The sequence below is a fragment of the Xanthomonas cannabis genome (assembly GCF_040616535.1).
Taxonomy (GTDB): domain Bacteria; phylum Pseudomonadota; class Gammaproteobacteria; order Xanthomonadales; family Xanthomonadaceae; genus Xanthomonas; species Xanthomonas cannabis.
The window spans coordinates 2331667-2350092 of the sequence record NZ_CP136580.1 but is presented as its reverse complement, the minus strand read 5'-3'; the positions used below and the strand labels follow the sequence as shown (position 1 = coordinate 2350092).

18 protein-coding genes are annotated in these 18426 nt (G+C 65.2%); all 18 read left to right on the top strand.

From position 1 onward, the window contains the following. The first annotated feature begins 185 nt into the window (after positions 1-185). Positions 186-587 (top strand): flagellar basal body rod protein FlgB, encoded by a 402-nt coding sequence (gene flgB, locus RZV17_RS10015; RefSeq protein WP_039415202.1) that lies wholly within the window; start codon positions 186-188, stop codon positions 585-587. Positions 588-590: 3 nt separating this feature from the next. Further along, entirely contained in the window at positions 591-998 is a 408-nt protein-coding gene (flgC, locus tag RZV17_RS10010; protein ID WP_005914451.1) for a flagellar basal body rod protein FlgC, read from the top strand. Positions 999-1032: 34 nt separating this feature from the next. Then, the gene (locus tag RZV17_RS10005) at positions 1033-1698 is read left to right on the top strand and encodes a flagellar hook capping FlgD N-terminal domain-containing protein (protein WP_039564604.1); all 666 of its coding nucleotides are present in this window, start codon (positions 1033-1035) and stop codon (positions 1696-1698) included. Between the two features lie 31 nt (positions 1699-1729). Further along, entirely contained in the window at positions 1730-2953 is a 1224-nt protein-coding gene (flgE, locus tag RZV17_RS10000) for a flagellar hook protein FlgE (RefSeq protein WP_047696172.1), read from the top strand. A gap of 122 nt (positions 2954-3075) precedes the next feature. Continuing rightward, complete coding sequence (gene flgF / locus RZV17_RS09995) at positions 3076-3831, top strand: flagellar basal-body rod protein FlgF (protein WP_019300290.1); 756 nt, start codon at positions 3076-3078, stop codon at positions 3829-3831. Positions 3832-4604: 773 nt separating this feature from the next. Then, complete coding sequence (gene flgG / locus RZV17_RS09990) at positions 4605-5390, top strand: flagellar basal-body rod protein FlgG (protein WP_047696168.1); 786 nt, start codon at positions 4605-4607, stop codon at positions 5388-5390. 38 nt (positions 5391-5428) lie between these two features. Next, a complete protein-coding gene (flgH, locus tag RZV17_RS09985; RefSeq protein ID WP_047696166.1) occupies positions 5429-6121 on the top strand; it encodes a flagellar basal body L-ring protein FlgH in 693 nt (230 codons plus the stop codon). 10 nt (positions 6122-6131) lie between these two features. Further along, positions 6132-7250 (top strand): flagellar basal body P-ring protein FlgI, encoded by a 1119-nt coding sequence (locus RZV17_RS09980; RefSeq protein WP_355609028.1) that lies wholly within the window; start codon positions 6132-6134, stop codon positions 7248-7250. Between the two features lies 1 nt (position 7251). Continuing rightward, positions 7252-8430, top strand: coding sequence for a flagellar assembly peptidoglycan hydrolase FlgJ (locus tag RZV17_RS09975; RefSeq protein ID WP_355609026.1), 1179 nt, complete (start codon positions 7252-7254; stop codon positions 8428-8430). Between the two features lie 11 nt (positions 8431-8441). Beyond that, on the top strand, positions 8442-10316 hold the full coding sequence (flgK, locus tag RZV17_RS09970) for a flagellar hook-associated protein FlgK (protein ID WP_104580611.1): 1875 nt from the start codon (positions 8442-8444) through the stop codon (positions 10314-10316). Next, positions 10316-11521 carry a flagellar hook-associated protein FlgL gene (flgL, locus tag RZV17_RS09965; RefSeq protein WP_166744994.1) on the top strand — a complete coding sequence of 402 codons (1206 nt, stop codon included), beginning with the start codon at positions 10316-10318 and terminating at the stop codon, positions 11519-11521. Before flgK ends, flgL begins: the two co-directional genes overlap by 1 nt. Positions 11522-11839: 318 nt before the next feature. After that, positions 11840-13039 carry a flagellin gene (locus RZV17_RS09960; RefSeq protein WP_047696158.1) on the top strand — a complete coding sequence of 400 codons (1200 nt, stop codon included), beginning with the start codon at positions 11840-11842 and terminating at the stop codon, positions 13037-13039. A 270-nt stretch (positions 13040-13309) separates the two neighbouring features. Continuing rightward, on the top strand, positions 13310-14635 hold the full coding sequence (fliD, locus tag RZV17_RS09955) for a flagellar filament capping protein FliD (RefSeq protein ID WP_355609021.1): 1326 nt from the start codon (positions 13310-13312) through the stop codon (positions 14633-14635). 150 nt (positions 14636-14785) lie between these two features. Beyond that, positions 14786-15199 (top strand): flagellar export chaperone FliS, encoded by a 414-nt coding sequence (gene fliS / locus RZV17_RS09950; RefSeq protein ID WP_047696154.1) that lies wholly within the window; start codon positions 14786-14788, stop codon positions 15197-15199. Positions 15200-15207: 8 nt separating this feature from the next. Then, positions 15208-15501, top strand: coding sequence for a hypothetical protein (locus RZV17_RS09945; RefSeq protein ID WP_104580607.1), 294 nt, complete (start codon positions 15208-15210; stop codon positions 15499-15501). Beyond that, positions 15501-16067 carry a PilZ domain-containing protein gene (locus tag RZV17_RS09940; RefSeq protein WP_355609018.1) on the top strand — a complete coding sequence of 189 codons (567 nt, stop codon included), beginning with the start codon at positions 15501-15503 and terminating at the stop codon, positions 16065-16067. The genes RZV17_RS09945 and RZV17_RS09940 overlap by 1 nt, the downstream gene beginning before the upstream one ends. Positions 16068-16136: 69 nt before the next feature. Continuing rightward, positions 16137-16769 carry a response regulator transcription factor gene (locus RZV17_RS09935; RefSeq protein WP_003482986.1) on the top strand — a complete coding sequence of 211 codons (633 nt, stop codon included), beginning with the start codon at positions 16137-16139 and terminating at the stop codon, positions 16767-16769. 248 nt (positions 16770-17017) lie between these two features. Then, a complete protein-coding gene (gene rpoN, locus RZV17_RS09930) occupies positions 17018-18421 on the top strand; it encodes an RNA polymerase factor sigma-54 (RefSeq protein ID WP_355609015.1) in 1404 nt (467 codons plus the stop codon). Positions 18422-18426: the final 5 nt, after the last annotated feature.

Below are 18426 nucleotides of genomic sequence, written 5' to 3'. Positions count from 1 at the left end.
ACCACGCGTGCACTCCGATCGTCAGTGCGACAGCTGCATCTATCTGACGGATGCTCGCGAGGTTTGTTAGCCGCTCCAAGACCGTCCGTCGGGCACTGCGGATGTGTTTGCCAGTTCGGCGCCCATACCATCCCGGTTTGGCACAAACATTGCTTCCTCCCTTGCAACACTCGCGGGAGAGCACCGTGTCCAGTCCCTTCTCTTCATTCCTCGGCGTCCACGGCGACGCGTTGGCGCTGCGCGAGCAGCGCATGAAGCTCATTGCCAGCAATCTGAGCAATGTGGACACCCCTGGTTACAAGGCCAAGGATCTCAACTTCGAAGCGGCGCTGAAGTCGGCCCAGGGCGTGCAGGATGGCGGCCTGATGCAGGCCACCGATGCCAAGCACTATGAAGTGGGCGGCGCGGCCGGGCTCAACCCCTTCCAGATCACCCGCGAATCCGATCAGCCCAGCCTCGACGGCAATACCGTCGATCCCGATGCCGAACGCGCCGCCTACGGCCGCGCCGCGCTGGAATACCGCGCGTCGCTGAGCTTCCTCGAATCCAAGGTGCGCTCGATGCTCACCGCGATCACGGGCCAATAAGTCATGAGCAACCTTCCCATCTTCGATGTGGCCGGCTCGGCGCTGCATGCGCAGTCGGTACGCCTGAGCACCATCGCCTCCAACCTTGCCAATGCGGACTCTGTCGCGGGCTCGGCCGAAGCGACCTACAAGCCGATCGAGCCGATCTTCCAGGCCCAGCAGAGCCGTCAGGACCCGAGCCTGACCTCGGTCAACGTCAAGGAGATCACCACCACCAATGCGCCGCCGATCCGTCGCTACGAGCCCGGCCATCCGCTGGCCGATGCCGACGGTTACGTGTTCTCGCCCGACGTGGACCCGGTCTCGCAGATGGTCAACATGATTTCCGCCTCGCGCAATTACCAGGCCGGCGTGGAAATGCTCAATACCGCCAAGGAACTGGCGCTCGCAACCCTGACCATGGGTCGCTGACCCGTCCTAGCCATTCCCTAACGGAACACTCCAGATGAGCACGATCGGTAGCGATCTCTACAAAAGTCTCGGCCTGAGCACCGGCAGCACCGTCGCCAAGAAGGAAGAAGCACTCGGCCAGGCCGACTTCCTCAAATTGATGACCGAGCAGCTGCAGCACCAGGACCCGCTCAAACCGATGGAAAACAGCGCGTTTCTGGGCCAGTTGGCGCAGTTCTCCACCGTGCAGGGCATCGGCGACCTCAATACCAAGGTCGGCAATTTCACCACCTCGATGAACAGCGATCAGGTGCTCAAGGGCGCGGCGCTGGTCGGCCACAACGTGCTGGTGCCCTCCGCGCAGGTGGCGATCGACGCCACCGGCTCGGCCAAGGGCGTGGTCGCTGCGACCTCGGCCGGCACCGTCAACTTCGAAATCACCGATGCCAACGGCGCGTTCGTCAAGCAGCTCAGCGTGCCGGCCAGCGCCGCCGGTGAGGTGTCGTTCGCCTGGGACGGCACCGATGCCAACGGCAACCGCATGGCCGCGGGCAAGTACGGCATCACCGCGACCCAGACCGACACCGCCGGCTCCAAAAGCAAATTATCCACCTACGTCGATGCGCCGGTGGACAGCGTCACGATCGGCTCGGACGGCCTGTATCTCAACCTGACGGGGCTTGGCACCTCCCCGCTCGCCAACGTGCTCCGCGTCAGCTGAGCCGGCAACCGACACTTAAAGGAACTCATCCATGGCTTTCAATACCTCGTTGTCCGGCATCAACGCAGCCAATGCCGATCTGAACGTTACTTCCAACAACATCGCCAACGTCAACACGACCGGGTTCAAGGAGTCGCGCGCCGAGTTTGCAGACATGTTCCAGAGCACCAGCTACGGCCTGTCGCGTAATGCGGTGGGTTCGGGCGTGCGCGTCAGCAACGTGGCGCAGCAGTTCTCGCAGGGCAATATCGACCCGACCGGGCGGAGCCTGGACCTGGCGGTCTCCGGCGAAGGCTTCTTCACCGTGTCGTCCAATGGCGCCAAGATGTACACCCGCGCCGGCAACTTCCAGACCGACGCCAACGGCTATGTAGTCAACCCGCAGGGTGCACGCCTGCAGGTGTTCGCGCCCAACCCGAGCGGCAACGGTTTCGACGTGGGCCGCCTGTCGGACCTGCAGCTGCTGACCACCGACAGCCCGCCCAAATCCACCTCCACGGTCAACCTGGCCTTCACCCTGCCCGGCAACGCCACCGCACCGACGGTGACCCCGTTCAGCCCGGCCGACGACAAGACCTATAGCCACTCCACTGGCGGCATCAACGTCTACGACTCGCTGGGCGTCAGCCACGTGCAGACTTCCTATTTCGTCAAGACCGCCAACCCGAACGAGTGGCAGGTACACAACTACGTGGACGGCGCCGCAGTTGGCGCGCCGACCACCCTGCAGTTCTCCGACACCGGCGCGTTGACCACCCCGGCCAACGGCATCATCGCGATGGACCCGTTCACCCCGAGCACCGGCGCCGGCGTGCTGAACATGCAGCTCAATGTCAGCGGCTCCACCCAGTACGGCGAAGCCTTCGCGCTGCGCGACACCCGCCAGGACGGCTACGCCAGCGGCAAGCTCAACGAGATCAGCATCGACACCAGCGGCGTGGTGTTTGCGCGTTACTCCAACGGCGCCGACAAGCCGCTGGGCCAGGTGTCTCTGGCCAGCTTCGTCAATCCGCAGGGCCTGCAGTCGCAGGGCAACAACATGTGGGCCGAAAGCTACACCTCCGGCGCCGCCCGCGTGGGCGCCCCGGACACCTCGGACCTGGGCCAGATCGAATCCGGCTCGCTGGAGGCCTCCACCGTGGACCTGACCGAGCAGCTGGTGAACATGATCGTGGCCCAGCGCAACTTCCAGGCCAACTCGCAGATGATCTCGACCCAGGATCAGGTCACCCAGACGATCATCAATATTCGTTAATGACATTCGGGACCCGGGACTCGGGACCCGGGACTCGGAAAAGCAAAAGCCGATGCTTCGTCGCTCTTGCTCTTCCGGGTCCCGAGTCCCGGGTCCCCGGTCCCGGCCCTTAAGGAATTCCCATGGATAAAGCCCTCTACGTTGCGATGACCGGTGCCCGCGCCTCCCTGCAGGCGCAGAGCACCGTGTCGCACAATCTCGCCAACGTCGATACGGTGGGGTTCAAGGCCGCGCTGGCCAATACCGAGGCGTTCAAGATCCAGGGCAAGGGGTATCCGTCGCGGATCGATGCGCTGCATGTGGACCAGGGCTTCGATCGCAGCCAGGGCCATCAGAAGGTCACCGGCAACCCGCTGGACGTGTCGCTGCAGCAGGACCGCTGGCTGGCCGTGCAGTCGCCCGACGGCAGCGAGGCCTACACCCGCAACGGCGAACTGGCGCTCACCGCCAATGGCCAGCTGGTCACCGCCAATGGGCACGCCGTGCTGGATGAAGGCGGCAACCCGATGACGATTCCGCCGCACCAGGCGATGGAAATCGGTAGCGACGGCAGCATTTCCATCATTCCGCAGGGCGAAGGCCCGCAGACCATGGCCATCGTCGGCAAGATGAAGGTCGTCGATGCGCCCGCCGATCGTTTGACGCGGCGCCCGGACGGGCTGATGCGCAATACCAGCACCGACCCGGCGCAGGCATTTGCGGTAGCGACCGGCAAGACCATCAACAGCGGCATGCTGGAAGGCAGCAACGTGGACGCCGCCGGCGCGCTGGTGGAGATGATCCAGCTGCAGCGGCAGTTCGAAATGCAGGTCAAGATCATCAAGAACGGCGACGACAACGCACAATCGGCCAATTCGCTGCTGCGGGTGAGCGGCTAAGAGCGGCGCGGGCCGCCTGTATCGTCGCCGGCGGGCTTGCCACTTTTTCGCCAAGCCCGCCGCTGGCAACCGCAAGGCGTGGTTGGCGCCCGCGTTCGGCATACCAAAAAATCCGGGGCTTCGTTACAGAGCGACTGATCTGCGGCACGGCTGCAGGGCAGCTAGTCCGTGACTTGGCTGGAGGGCCCTTGCCTGCTCACCCTCCCGGGACACGCCGTGAATCCGTCCATGGAGGCTCTTCCGCGGCATCCATGCCGCGTAAGGTTCCGGGAGGGTGAGCGGGCAAGGACCAGTGAAGATTGTGGGTGCCCGTATGAGAGCAGTGCTCAAAGTGCTTTGTTGATCGCCATTTGCTCATCCCGTCGGTTTGCGCGCATCGAGTGCCAATCGAACGCCCAAACAAGCGACCAGAGCTGCGAACTGATCGAGCATTGATTCGCCCGCTTTGGGTGGGCCACCAGCAAACTGTCTGGCGCGGTGCCCTCGCCGATTGCGGGACCCTTGGCGGCATGGATGCCGCCACGGAGCCCCCATGGACGGGTTTACGGCGTGTCCCGCGAGCGGTGAGGGCATCGCGCCCTCGACCGACTCAGCTTTAGCCTTGGATTTTTGCTACATCCAAAAAGCGGGGCTAACGCAGCACAGGCTCCCGCGTAGCCAGCCCGCGTGATCCCGCACACACCCGGCAGAAATCCGGCGCCACTTTGGCACGCCACGTGCATATACCCACCCGTACCCGGAACACATCCCCGGGTCTAACGAGGAATCGGGTCATGAATCAGGCTTTGTGGGTCGCCAAAACCGGGCTGGATGCGCAGCAGACGCGCATGTCGGTCATTTCCAACAACCTGGCCAATACCAATACCACCGGCTTCAAGCGCGACCGTGCCGCGTTCGAAGACCTGCTGTATCAACAAGTGCGTGCGCCGGGCGGCTCGACCTCCGCGCAGACGCAGCTGCCGACCGGCCTGCAGCTGGGTACCGGCGTGCGCGTGGTGTCCACCTTCAAGGGCTTCGACCAGGGCAGCCAGCAGCAGACCGGCCGCGCCCTCGACGTGATGGTCAACGGCCGCGGCTTCTTCGAAGTGCAGATGCCCGACGGCACCTCCGCCTACACCCGCGACGGCACTTTCCAGATCAATGCGCAGGGCGAGCTGGTCACCAACAGCGGCTACCCGCTGCAGCCGGGCATCCAGGTGCCGGAAGGCGCGCAGTCGCTGACCATCGGCAACGACGGCACCATCAGCGTCACCCTGGCCGGCCAGGCCGCCGCGCAGGAAATCGGCGCGCTGACGCTCACCGACTTCATCAACCCCTCGGGCCTGCAGTCCAAGGGCGAGAACCTGTTCGTCGAAACCACCGCCTCCGGCCCCGCGCAGAACGGCACCCCCGGCCTCAATGGCCTGGGCAACACCGTGCAGGGCGCGCTGGAAGGCAGCAACGTCAATACGGTGGAAGAGCTGGTGAGCATGATCGAGACGCAGCGCGCCTACGAAATGAATGCCAAGGCCATTTCCACCACCGACTCCATGCTCGGTTACTTGAACAACAACGTCTGATCGGCTCGCCGCTCACCGCCCTCTCAGGAACTTACGCCATGTCCCGCCTGCCTTCCCTCTCCTCTCTGTGCTTGGCCATCGCCTGCAGCGCGCTGCTGGGTGGCTGCGTGGCCGCCGGCGATGTGCGGCCGTTTGCGGCGATGGCGCCGATCGTGCCGGTGGTCGCGCCGGTGGCGCAGCCCACCGCCGGTGCGATCTACGCTGCCGGCCCGAGCCTGAATCTGTATGGCGACCGCCGCGCCCGCGATGTCGGTGACCTGCTGACGGTGAACCTGATCGAAAACACCACCGCCTCGTCCACCGCCAACACCACCGTCAGCAAGTCCGACAGCGTGGACATGAGCACCCCCACGCTGCTCGGCGTGCCGCTCACCGTCAACGGCACCGACGTGCTGCGCAATTCCACCAGCGGCGATCGCAGTTTCGACGGCAAGGGCAACACCGCGCAGAGCAACCGCATGCAGGGCAGCGTCACCGTCACCGTGATGCAGCGCCTGCCCAACGGCAACCTGGTGATCCAGGGGCAGAAGCAGCTGCGCCTGACCCAGGGCGACGAGCTGGTGCAGGTGCAGGGCATCGTGCGCGCCGCCGACATCTCTCCGGACAACACCGTGCCCTCGAGCAAGGTGGCCGATGCCCGCATCGCCTACGGCGGCCGCGGTGCCATCGCCCAATCCAACGCGATGGGCTGGCTGAGCCGCTTCTTCAATTCCCGTCTGTCGCCCTACTGAGCCTGCGACCATGAATCTGTCTTCCCTGCCCTTCCGTCTGCTCGCTGCCGCCGTTGCGCTGTGCGCAATCGCCGCACCGGCCAGCGCCGAGCGCATCAAGGATCTTGCCCAGGTCGGCGGCGTGCGCGGCAATGCGCTGGTCGGTTACGGCCTGGTGGTCGGCCTGGACGGCAGCGGCGACCGCACCAGCCAGGCGCCCTTCACCGTGCAGAGCCTGAAGAACCTGCTCGGCGAGCTGGGCGTCAATGTTCCGGCGAACGTCAACCCGCAGCTGAAAAACGTCGCGGCCGTGGCCATCCACGCCGAATTGCCGCCGTTCGCCAAGCCCGGCCAGCCGATCGACATCACCGTGTCCTCGATCGCCAACGCGGTGTCGCTGCGTGGCGGCTCGCTGCTGATGGCACCGCTAAAGGGCGCCGATGGCCAGGTCTATGCCATGGCACAGGGCAACCTGGTGGTCGGCGGCTTCGGCGCCCAGGGCAAGGACGGCTCACGCGTCTCGGTCAATATTCCCAGCGTCGGCCGCATTCCCAACGGCGCCATCGTCGAGCGCGCCTTGCCGGACGTATTTGCCGGCAGCGGCGAGATCACCCTCAACTTGCATCAGAACGACTTCACCACCGTCTCGCGCATGGTCGCGGCGATCGACAGCAGCTTCGGCGCCGGCACCGCACGTGCGGTGGATGGCGTGACCGTGGCGGTGCGCTCGCCGACAGACCCGGGCGCGCGCATCGGCCTGCTGTCGCGGCTGGAAAATGTCGAACTCTCCCCTGGCGATGCACCGGCCAAGGTGGTGGTCAATGCGCGTACCGGCACCGTGGTCATCGGCCAGCTGGTGCGGGTGATGCCGGCCGCCATCGCGCATGGCTCGCTCACCGTGACCATCAGCGAAAACACCAACGTCAGCCAGCCGGGCGCCTTCAGCGGCGGCCGCACTGCGGTGACCCAGCAGTCGACCATCACGGCCACCTCCGAAGGCAGCCGCATGTTCAAGTTCGAAGGCGGCACCACGCTCGATCAGATCGTCCGCGCGGTCAACGAAGTGGGCGCGGCGCCCGGCGACCTGGTCGCCATCCTGGAAGCCCTGAAGCAGGCTGGCGCGCTGACGGCGGAGCTGGAGGTGATCTGACATGCGTATCGCAGCCTCGCCCATTGATCTCAACCCGAGCACCAAGGCCGATCCGGCAAAGATCGACAAGGTCTCCCGTCAGCTCGAAGGCCAGTTCGCGCAGATGCTGGTCAAGAGCATGCGCGATGCGAGCTCTGGCGACCCGATGTTTCCGGGCGAAAACCAGATGTTCCGCGAAATGTACGACCAGCAGATGGCCAAGGCGCTGACCGAGGGCAAGGGGCTGGGCCTGTCGGCGATGATCTCCAAGCAGCTGAGTGGCGACACCGGCGGTCCGGCGTTGAACACCTCGCTGAGCACCGCCGAGGCAGCCAAGGCCTACTCGCTGGTTGCCGGCAAGCGCGATGCCTCGTTGCCGCTGCCCGCCCGCGATGGCGCCGCCAGCGGCGTCGGCGCGACCCTGGGCGCGGCGGCCAAGCTCGGCGCAGGTGCGCTGGGCGGCGTCGGCATGAGCCAGGTGCTGGACCTGATTGCCGGGCGCACCGGTGGTGGCGAATCCGGCGGCGACGACGCGGCCGCACTGAGCTGGCCGTCGGCCAACGACCGCTGGGCCGACGTGGTCGCCAGCGACGCGGCCGACGCCAATGCCGCCGTCAACGCCAGCGCCGCCAGCAGCGCCGCTGCCAGCCTGGGCGAGCGCACTCCGGAAGGTTTCGTCGCCAAGATCTGGACGCATGCGCAGAAGGCCGCGCGCGAACTCGGCGTGGACCCGCGCGCGCTGGTGGCGCAGGCGGCGCTGGAGACCGGCTGGGGCCGGCGCGGCATCGGCAATGGCGGCGATTCCAACAACCTGTTCGGCATCAAGGCCACCGGCTGGAGCGGCAACAAGGTCACCACCGGCACCCACGAATACGTCAACGGCGTCAAAACCACCGAAACCGCGGATTTCCGCGCCTACGGCTCGGCCGAGGAAAGCTTTGCCGACTATGTGCGCCTGCTGAAGAACAACAGCCGCTACCAGGGCGCACTGCAGGCCGGCACCGACATCAAGGGTTTTGCACGCGGCTTGCAACAGGCCGGGTACGCCACCGATCCGGGCTACGCCGCCAAGATCGCAGCGATCGCCAACGGCCCGACCATCGACCGAGCGGTGGCCGCCATCGGCAACGCGGCGGCCGATCTGTCCAACCGTTATGCCAGCACCGCCGAGCCTGCCGGGCTTGGCACCATCCGTCGTTGAGGTAAACGCTCATGTCCATCATGTCCACCGGGACCAGCGCGCTCATCGCCTTCCAACGGGCGTTGTCGACCGTTAGCCATAACGTCGCCAACATCAATACCGAAGGCTATAGCCGCCAACGTGTGGAATTTGCAACGCGCACGCCCACCGACATGGGCTACGCGTTCGTGGGCAATGGCGCCAAGATCACCGACGTGGGCCGCGTGGCGGACCAGCTGGCCATTTCGCGCCTGCTCGACAGCGGCGGCGAGCTCTCGCGCCTGCAGCAGCTGTCCTCGCTGTCCAATCGCGTGGACGCGCTGTATTCCAACACCGCCACCAACGTGGCCGGGCTGTGGTCGAACTTCTTCGACTCCACCAGCGCGGTGTCGTCCAATGCCTCCTCCACTGCCGAGCGCCAGAGCATGCTCGACAGCGGCAACTCGCTGGCGACGCGCTTCAAGCAGCTCAACGGGCAGATGGACAGCCTGAGCAATGAGGTCAACAGCGGATTGACCTCCTCGGTGGACGAAGTCAATCGCTTGACGCAGCAGATCGCCAAGATCAACGGCGCCATCGGCAACAGCATCGACAGCGCCTCGCCCGACATGCTCGACCAGCGCGACGCATTGGTGACCAAGCTGGTGGGCTACACCGGCGGTACCGCGGTGATCCAGGACGGCGGCTTCATGAACGTTTTCACCGCCGGCGGCCAGGCGCTGGTGGTCGGTACCACGTCCTCCAAGCTCACCACCGTCGCCGACCCGTATCAGCCGACCAAGCTGCAGGTGGCGATGCAGACCCAGGGCCAGAACGTCAGCCTCAGCGCCAATTCGTTGGGCGGGCAGATCGGCGGCCTGCTGGAGTTCCGCAGCAGCGTGCTGGAACCGACCCAGGCCGAACTGGGCCGCCTGGCCGTCGGCATGGCCAGCACCTTCAACGCCGGCCACAGCCAGGGTATGGACCTGTATGGCGCGATGGGCGGCAACTTTTTCAACATCGGCGCACCCACCACTGCCGCCAACCCGAAGAACACCGGCACCGCGTCGCTGAGCGCAAGCTTCAGCAACATGTCGGCCGTGGATGGGCAAGACGTCACGCTCAGCTTCGACGGCACTGCGTGGAAGGCTACCAGCGCCAGCACCGGCTCGGCCGTGCCGATGACCGGCACCGGCACCGCTGCCGATCCGCTGGTGCTCAAGGGCGTGAGCATGGTGGTCGGCGGCACCCCGGCCAGCGGCGACAAGTTCCTGCTGCAGCCCACCGCCGGGCTGGCCGGCACCCTGTCGGTGGCCATCACCGACCCTTCGCGCATTGCGGCAGCCACCCCGGTCAAGGCCACCGCCACCGTCGCCAACCTGGGCACCGGCAAGATCAGCGATGTCAAGGTCACCAATGCGCAGAATCCCGCGCTGCTGGCCCCGTCGTCGATCGAGTTCATCGATGCCAACCAGTACACCGTCGACGGCGCCGGCCCGTTCGCCTACACCGCCGGCCAGACCATCAGCGCCAACGGCTGGAGCTTTGCGCTGGACGGTGCGCCCAAGGCCGGCGACACCTTCGGCGTGGGCCCGATGAGTGCCGGCTCCAGCGACAACGGCAATGCCAAGTTGCTGGCCAAGATCGACGATGCCAAGGCGCTCAGCAGCGGCACGGTCACCCTCAACGGCGCGCTGTCGGGCCTGACCACCTCGGTGGGCTCGGCGGCGCGCGCAGCCAGCTACGCCTCGGACGCGCAGAAGGTCATCAACGACCAGGCGCAGGCCAGCCGTGATTCGATTTCCGGCGTCAACCTCGATGAGGAAGCCGCCAACATGCTGAAACTGCAGCAGGCCTACCAGGCCGCCGCACAGATGATCTCCACCGCAGACACCATCTTCCAAGCCATTCTGGGCGCCGTACGCTGATGACCGACCGTATCTCCACCAGCATGATGTACAGCCAGTCGGTCGCCTCGATGGGGGCCAAGCAGGCGCGGCTGAACCAGCTCGAATCGCAGCTGTCCAGCGGCCAACGCCTGGTCACCGCCAAGGACGATCCGGTCGCCGCCGGCACTGCCGTCGGCCTGGATCGCGCGCTGGCCGCCATCACCCGCTTCGGCGAGAACGCCAACAACGTGCAGAACCGCCTCGGGCTGCAGGAAAACGCGCTCGCGCAGGCCGGCGACAAAATGGCGCGCGTCACCGAATTGGCGGTGCAGGCCAACAACTCCTCGCTCAGCCCCGACGATCGCAAGGCGATCGCCTCGGAGCTGACCGCGCTGCGCGACAGCATGGTGAGCCTGGCCAACAGTACCGACGGCACCGGGCGCTATCTGTTCGGCGGTACCGCCGACGGCAGCGCGCCCTTCATCAAGGGCAATGGCGGGGTCGCCTACAACGGCGACCAGACCCAGAAGCAGGTGGAAGTGGCGCCGGACACCTTCGTCAGCGACACCCTGCCCGGCAGCGAAATCTTCATGCGCATCCGCACCGGCGACGGCACCGTGGATGCGCACGCCAATGCCGCCAATGCCGGCACCGGGCTGCTGCTGGATTTCAGCCGCGATGCGAGCACCGGCAGCTGGAACGGCGGCAGCTACAGCGTGCAGTTCACCGCCGCCGATACCTACGAGGTGCGCGACAGCACCAATGCGGTGGTCGGCACCGGCACCTACAAGGATGGCCAGGACATCAACGCTGCCGGCGTGCGCATGCGCATCAGCGGCGCACCGGCGGTGGGCGACAGTTTCCAGATCGGCGCGTCCGGCACCAAGGACGTGTTTTCCACCATCGACGATCTGGTCGGCGCCCTCAATTCCGACACGCTGACACAGCCGCAGAAGGCGGCCATGATCAATACGCTGCAGTCGTCGATGCGCGACATCGCGCAGGCGTCCTCGAAGATGATCGATGCGCGCGCTTCGGGCGGCGCGCAGTTGTCGGCCATCGACAATGCCAATTCCTTGCTCGAATCCAACGAAGTCACGCTCAAGACCACCCTGTCGTCGATCCGCGATCTGGATTACGCCTCGGCGATTGGGCAGTACCAACTCGAGAAGGCCTCGCTGCAGGCCGCTCAGACCATTTTTCAGCAGATGCAGTCCTCGTCCTTGTTCAACCTGATCCGCTGATTTGCAGCAGAAAACCTGCGTTTTACTTCGCTCCTGCGCGTGAGCCTTTGTGCAGGCGGACGGAGTTTATTTTGTGGAATTTATACCAGCGCTAAAGATCTTCGGGGTGCTGCCGAATAAACCAAACCCCTTGCTGCACAACGCTTACGCAATTCGCCCTGACGCAGAAAAACAGTAAAAAAATACTGAATTTCGCTAAAGGTTCCCGACGCAACGCCGTTATTCATCTCAGCAGCGGCAACGGCCAACTTGATGGCCCCCCTGCGGAGGCTCCGGGCAAGTCCCCCTTGCCGGAAAAATCGCTTAGGAGAAATCAAAATGGCACAGGTAATCAACACCAACGTAATGTCGCTGAACGCTCAGCGTAACCTCAACACCAGCAGCGCCAGCATGTCGACGAGCATCCAGCGTCTGTCGTCCGGCCTGCGCATCAACAGCGCCAAGGACGACGCCGCCGGTCTGGCGATTTCCGAACGCTTCACCACGCAGATCCGCGGCCTGGACGTTGCCTCGCGCAACGCCAACGACGGCATCTCGCTGGCCCAGACCGCCGAAGGCGCGATGGTCGAAATCGGCAGCAACCTGCAGCGTATCCGCGAGCTGTCGGTGCAGTCGTCCAACGCCACCAACTCGGCCACCGACCGTGACGCGCTGAACTCGGAAGTCAAGCAGCTCACCGCTGAAATCGACCGCGTTGCTAACCAGACCAACTTCAACGGCACCAAGCTGTTGAACGGCGACTTCTCCGGCGCGCTGTTCCAGGTCGGCGCCGACGCCGGCCAGACCATCGGCATCAACAGCATCGTCGACGCCAACGTCGATTCGCTGGGCAAGGCCAACTTCGCTGCCGCCGTCTCCGGCGCTGGCGTGACCGGCACCGCCACCGCGTCGGGTTCGGTCTCCGGCATGAGCCTGTCCTTCAATGACGCCAGCGGCGCTGCGAAGAGCGTCACCATCGCCGACGTCAAGGTCGCTTCCGGCGACACCGCTGCCGACGTGAACAAGAAGGTTGCTGCGGCGATCAACGACAAGCTCGACCAGACCGGCATGTACGCTTCGATCAAGACCGACGGTACGTTGCAGATCGAATCGCTGAAGGCTGGCCAGGACTTCACCTCGCTGACCGCCGGCACTTCCAGCGCCACCGGCATCACCGTCGGCGCCGGCCTCACCACCGCTTCGGCCGCTTCAGGCTCCACCGCCTCGACCCTGGCCAGCCTGGATATCTCCACGTTCTCCGGCTCGCAGAAGGCCCTGGAAATCGTCGACAAGGCGCTGACCGCGGTCAACTCCTCGCGCGCCGACATGGGTGCGGTGCAGAACCGCTTCACCTCCACCATCGCCAACCTGAGCGCAACCTCCGAAAACCTGTCGGCCTCGCGTAGCCGTATCCGCGACACCGACTACGCCAAGGAAACCGCCGAACTGACCCGCACGCAGATCCTGCAGCAGGCCGGTACTGCGATGCTGGCCCAGGCCAAGTCGGTTCCGCAGAACGTGCTGAGCCTGCTGCAGTAACTTGCAGTCATCTGCCGCAGCAATGCGGCAGCGCTCCGCAGCAGTCCAAAGCCCCTCTTCGGAGGGGCTTTTTTGTGGGCGCTGCCCTGGGGAAGTGACCGGACGGGTTTTTGACGCCGGCCGCCGGGCCTGTGCGGGTACGGAACTTGCATCACTGCATCGCGTGAGCGCGATCCATCGCTGCCGCTAAAGTCCTCGCGGATGCGGCCGATACCCGTCACGTAATCTCATGCGTCCGTCTGTTTCGGACGCCCAGACGAGGAATGCAACATGGCATCGGTGATCAGCACTTCCGCCTCCGGGTTGGACATCCCTACCGTGGTGTCCACCCTGGTGTCCCGGCAGAAAGACCCCGAGCAGGCGCGTATCAACAAGGCCGGCACCGCTGCGACGACGCAGCTGTCGGCGATCAGCCAGATCAAGAGCAGCATGACCACGCTCAAGTCTGCGCTGGACAAGGTGGTCAGCAGCGCCGACACCAACGCCTACAAGGCCACGGTGCCGACCGATGCGGGCTTCACCGCCACCACCACCAGCTCGGCGGCGCCGGGCAATTATTCGGTGGAAGTGGTGTCGCTAGCGACCTCGCAAAAACTCGCTTCCGGTGCATTCACTGCCGATGCCACCGTGGGTAGCGGCACCCTGACCATCGGCTACGGCGACAAGAGCGTCACCGTGGATATCAGCGGCACCGACAAGCTCACCGATATCGCTGCGGCCATCAACAAGGCCGCCGGCGGCAAGGGCGTCACCGCCAGCGTGGTCACCGCCAACGATGGACAGCACCTGGTCTTCAATGCAGTGGATTCGGGCACCAAGGGCGCGCTGACCGTCAGCGCCAGCGACCCCAGCCTGAGCAGCCTCGCCTACGGGCCCGGCGTCACCGGCGGGCTGAACCAGACCGTGGCCGCGGCCGATGCTTTGGTGCGCGTGGACGGCTTCGAGCGCACCTCCAGCTCCAATACTGTCACCGACATCGTGCCTGGCGTGGTGCTCAACCTCACCAAGGCGGCCGAAGGCACCAAGTTCAACCTGGGCGTGGCAGCCGACACCAGCGGCCTCAAAGGCAACCTCACTGCCTTCGCCGCGGCCTACAACACCGCCAACACGTTGCTGGCGAAAAGCAGCAGCTACGACGCCACCACCAAGACCGCTTCGGCGTTAACCGGCGATTCGCTGGTGCGCAGCCTGCAGCAACAGCTACGCGGCCAGGTCAGCGGCAACGTCAACGAACTCAAGGCGCTTGGCCTGACCATCGACAAGGATGGGGTGATGAGTTTCGACGGCGCCAAGTTCGACACCGCCATCGCATCCGACGGCGGCGCCGCGGCCGAGGTGTTCGGCAAGGACAGCAAGTTCGGCGGCACCCTGACAAAGCTGCTCGACAGCAACGTCAACGTCACAAACGGCACGCTGACCCTGCGTTCGGATAGCTTGAACAAGACCATCAAGGGCTACGAATCGGACCTGGACGATCTCGATGCACGCATGGAAAAACTCAGCGACCGCTACACCGCGCAGTTCACCGCGATGGAAACCATGATCAGCAAGTTGCAGGGCAGCACCAGCTCGCTCAGCAGCCTGCTGACAAGCTGATTTCCGTGATGCAGATCCTCAAGTCCTGCAAGGGTCTTGCCGATACAAGAAGGGCCTATCGTGATTTCGGCCTTGCCTTCCGGCAGGAGCGTCGTCGCAGGAGCACAGCGCTCCGGGACCCGCGAAGGTCAGCCCATTGAGGAGTCATCCATGTACGGTTCCAATCGTCAGTACGCCGAGCAATACCGCAAGGTCGGCGTGTCCACCAGCGTGACCGAAGCCGACCCGCACAAGCTGGTGTCGCTGCTGTTTGCCGGTGCCTGCCAGCGCATCCGTCTGGCCCAGGCCTGCCTGGCGCAGGGCGACCAGGCGCGCAAGGGCAAGGCCATTGGCGAGGCCTGCGCGATCGTCGGTCACTTGAACGGTTCGCTCGATCACGAAGCCGGCGGCGAGATCGCTGGTAACCTGTCGGCCCTGTACGACTACGTCATGCAGCGCCTGACCGCAGCCAATCTGCACAACGACGACACCGCGTTGACCGAAGCGCTGGATCTGCTCAGCGAAATCGATTCGGCGTGGAACTCCATTCCCCTCGAACAACGCGGCCTTTCCGCCGTTTCGTGAGTCCTGCCATGCATAGCGTGCAAAGCCTTCAGGCCGAAATGGCCGACATCCGCATCGCCATGGCGAACGAGGACTTCGAAGTCATGCCGCCCATGCTGGATGCACACGACCTGCACCTGCGCCAGTACGCGCAACACGTGCACGTCGACCAGGACCGCGAGGCCCTGCAGACGCTGTTGACGATGCACCAGGACCTGATGCGGATGATGCGCGAGCGTCAGCGCAAGCTGCTGGACCTGATCCGCGCACAGCGCACCTCGTCCTCGGCCAGCCGCGCCTACGCACGGGTCGGCCGGATCTGATGTCCGCGCTCGGCATACTCGCGCCAGCGGCCGAGGCCGAGCTGTTTGCCGACACGCTCAGCTGCGAACTGCGCCTGCCGGCCGGCTTCCGTGCTGGTGGCGATGCGGGCGCGCACAGCGCCGCGGAGACCCTGCTGCGTAGCCTCGGCCAGGTGGAAGACCTGCGCAGCGAAGAGACCAGCGAAGACCGCGGCGACCTGCCGCTGCTGGTGCAGCGCATGGATGCCAAACTCGATCTGATGCTGGCGCTGATCGGCCGCCTGGTGCGCCAGGGCGACAGCGGCCTGATCCAGAACCTGGTGCACTGGTCGGTGCGCGGCATCCGCCTGAATTGCGCAACTCCGCATCCTCCGGGCACTGTCGGTAGCGTTTGCCTGCAGCCCTCCGACTGGATTCCTGAACTGGTACAGCTTCCCGCCGAGGTTCTGGCCAGCGCCAGCGATGGTCACGATCAGTGGCTGTGGCTGCGGTTCGCGCCCCTGTCGGCGGGTCTGCAGGACGCGCTGGAACGTCATCTGTTTCGCTTGCATCGCCGTCAGATCGCCGACGCCCGTCGCCAGCGCTGATCCCGATGGTTGGCGTCAGGCGCCGGGTCAGCTAAGGTGCCCTATACCGAAAAAGGTCCCTTCTGCGCCGTGCGAGTCATCATCGTCGACGATCACACCCTTGTCCGTGCAGGCCTGTCCAGGCTGCTGCAAACCTTCGCCGGCATTGATGTCGTCGGTGAGGCCAGCAACGCGCAACAAGCCCTGGATATGACATCCCTGCATCGCCCGGATCTGGTGCTGATGGACCTGTCCCTGCCCGGCCGCAGCGGCCTGGATGCCATGACCGATGTGTTACGCGCCGCGCCGCGCACGCATGTGGTGATGATGTCGATGCACGACGACCCGGTGCACGTCCGCGATGCGCTCGATCGCGGCGCCGTGGGTTTCGTGGTCAAGGACGCCGCACCGCTCGAACTGGAGCTGGCACTGCGTGCCGCCGCCGCCGGCCAGGTATTTCTGAGCCCGCAGATCTCCTCGAAGATGATCGCGCCCATGCTGGGCCGCGAAAAACCGGTCGGCATCGCTGCCCTGTCGCCGCGCCAGCGCGAGATCCTGCGCGAGATCGGCCGCGGACAGAGCAACAAGGAAATCGCCGCCGACCTCGGCATCAGCGTCAAGACGGTGGAAACCCATCGCGCGCGCATGATGGAGTCGTTGGGCTGCCGGCGTGCGAACGACCTGGTGCTGCTGGCGGCCAAGCACCATAACGAGCTGGTCTGAGCTACTCCCGCAGGCCGTTTGCCCGGCTGTCAGGATGGTGAAAGGGACATCCGGGCCATTTCGGCCCAAAACAGTGACGGAATTCCGTCAAGCACGCTCGAGCTCGCCGAAAACGTCAGGGGATTCCTGACGCTCTGTCAGGAAAATCATGAGTCACCTCACACGACTCCCTGATTAGAAACCCGTCGCATTCTCCTGCAAGATGCGTTCCATCGCTGCTGCGTGCAGCGCCCATCGGAAGCGCTTCCATGAAGACGACCATTTCCGCCCAGCTTGGCCAGCACCTGCACCTCACCCCGCAGTTGCTGCAGTCGATCCGTCTGTTGCAATTGGACGGCATGCAGTTGGAACTGGAAATTCGGCGCGCCCTGGAAACCAATCCGTTGCTGGAGTTGGAAGAGTTGGCCGATCACGGGGATGAGGCCACCACCAACGACGATGGCGCCAGCGATATCGCCGCGTTCGACGAGCTGCCGGAAAGCACGATGTGGGACGTGCAGAGCAGCAGTTGGAACGACGGTGACGACGACCGCATGCAGCGCGTGGCCGCCGGCGAGTCCACCGACCCGCATGTGCGCATCCTGCGCGAACTGGCGCTGGACCTGGACGAAGCGGCATTGGGGGCCGCCGCGTTCTGGCTGGAGCAGACCGACGACGCCGGGTATCTGACCGAGGCGCTGGCGACGCTTCAGCAGCTGGGCGCCAACCGTCTGGGGATGACGGTCGAGGCGGTCGAAGCAGTCCGCCAGCGCCTGCTGCACGGCGACCCCGCCGGCCTGGGGGCCTGCGACCTGCGCGAATGCCTGCAGGCGCAGTTGACCGCCCTGCCCGGCCGCGTCCCGGCACGGCATCTGGCCGCACGCATCCTGGCTGGCGACCTGGACCTGCTGGCGAGCCACGACTACGCGGTGCTGGCGCGCGCACACGATGCCGAAGTGGAGGACGCGCGCGAGGCGGTGCGGTTGATCCTGTCGCTGCAACCGCGCCCGGGCGACGACCTGCTGCAGGAAAGCAACGCCAGCGTGATCCCGGACGTGCTCGCCTGGCATGCCGATGGCAGCTGGCGCGTGGCACTCAATCCGGCCACCACCCACCGCGTCAGCATCAACCCGGTGCACGAACGCGCGCTGGCCGACGCAGGTGATGCCGGGCAGCCGCTGCGCGACATGCTGCAGGAAGCACGCTGGCTGACCCGCGGGCTGTCGATGCGCTACGAAACCCTGCTGCGCGCCACGCGCGCCATCGTCGAGCGCCAGGCCGCGTTCCTGGCGCGTGGCGAGGAAGCGATGGCGCCACTCACACTGAAGGAAATCGCCGACGAGATCGGCATGCACGAATCGACCATTTCGCGCATCACCACCGGCAAGTACCTGCAGACGCCGCGCGGAACCTTCGAACTCAAACACTTCTTCGCTGTGCGCCTGGAAGGCGCCAGCGTCTCCGGCCAGGCAGTCAAGGCAATGGTGCGCCGCTTGATCGAAAGCGAGCCGGCCGGCCGGCCGCTGGCCGACGAAGCCATTGCCGGTTTGCTGTCGCGGCAAGGCGTTAACATTGCGCGCCGCACCGTGGCCAAGTACCGCGAACAACTCGACATCGCCCCGGCACGTGAGCGCCGCCGCACCAACAAACCGCTGCTTGCCCGGGCAGGATAAGGATT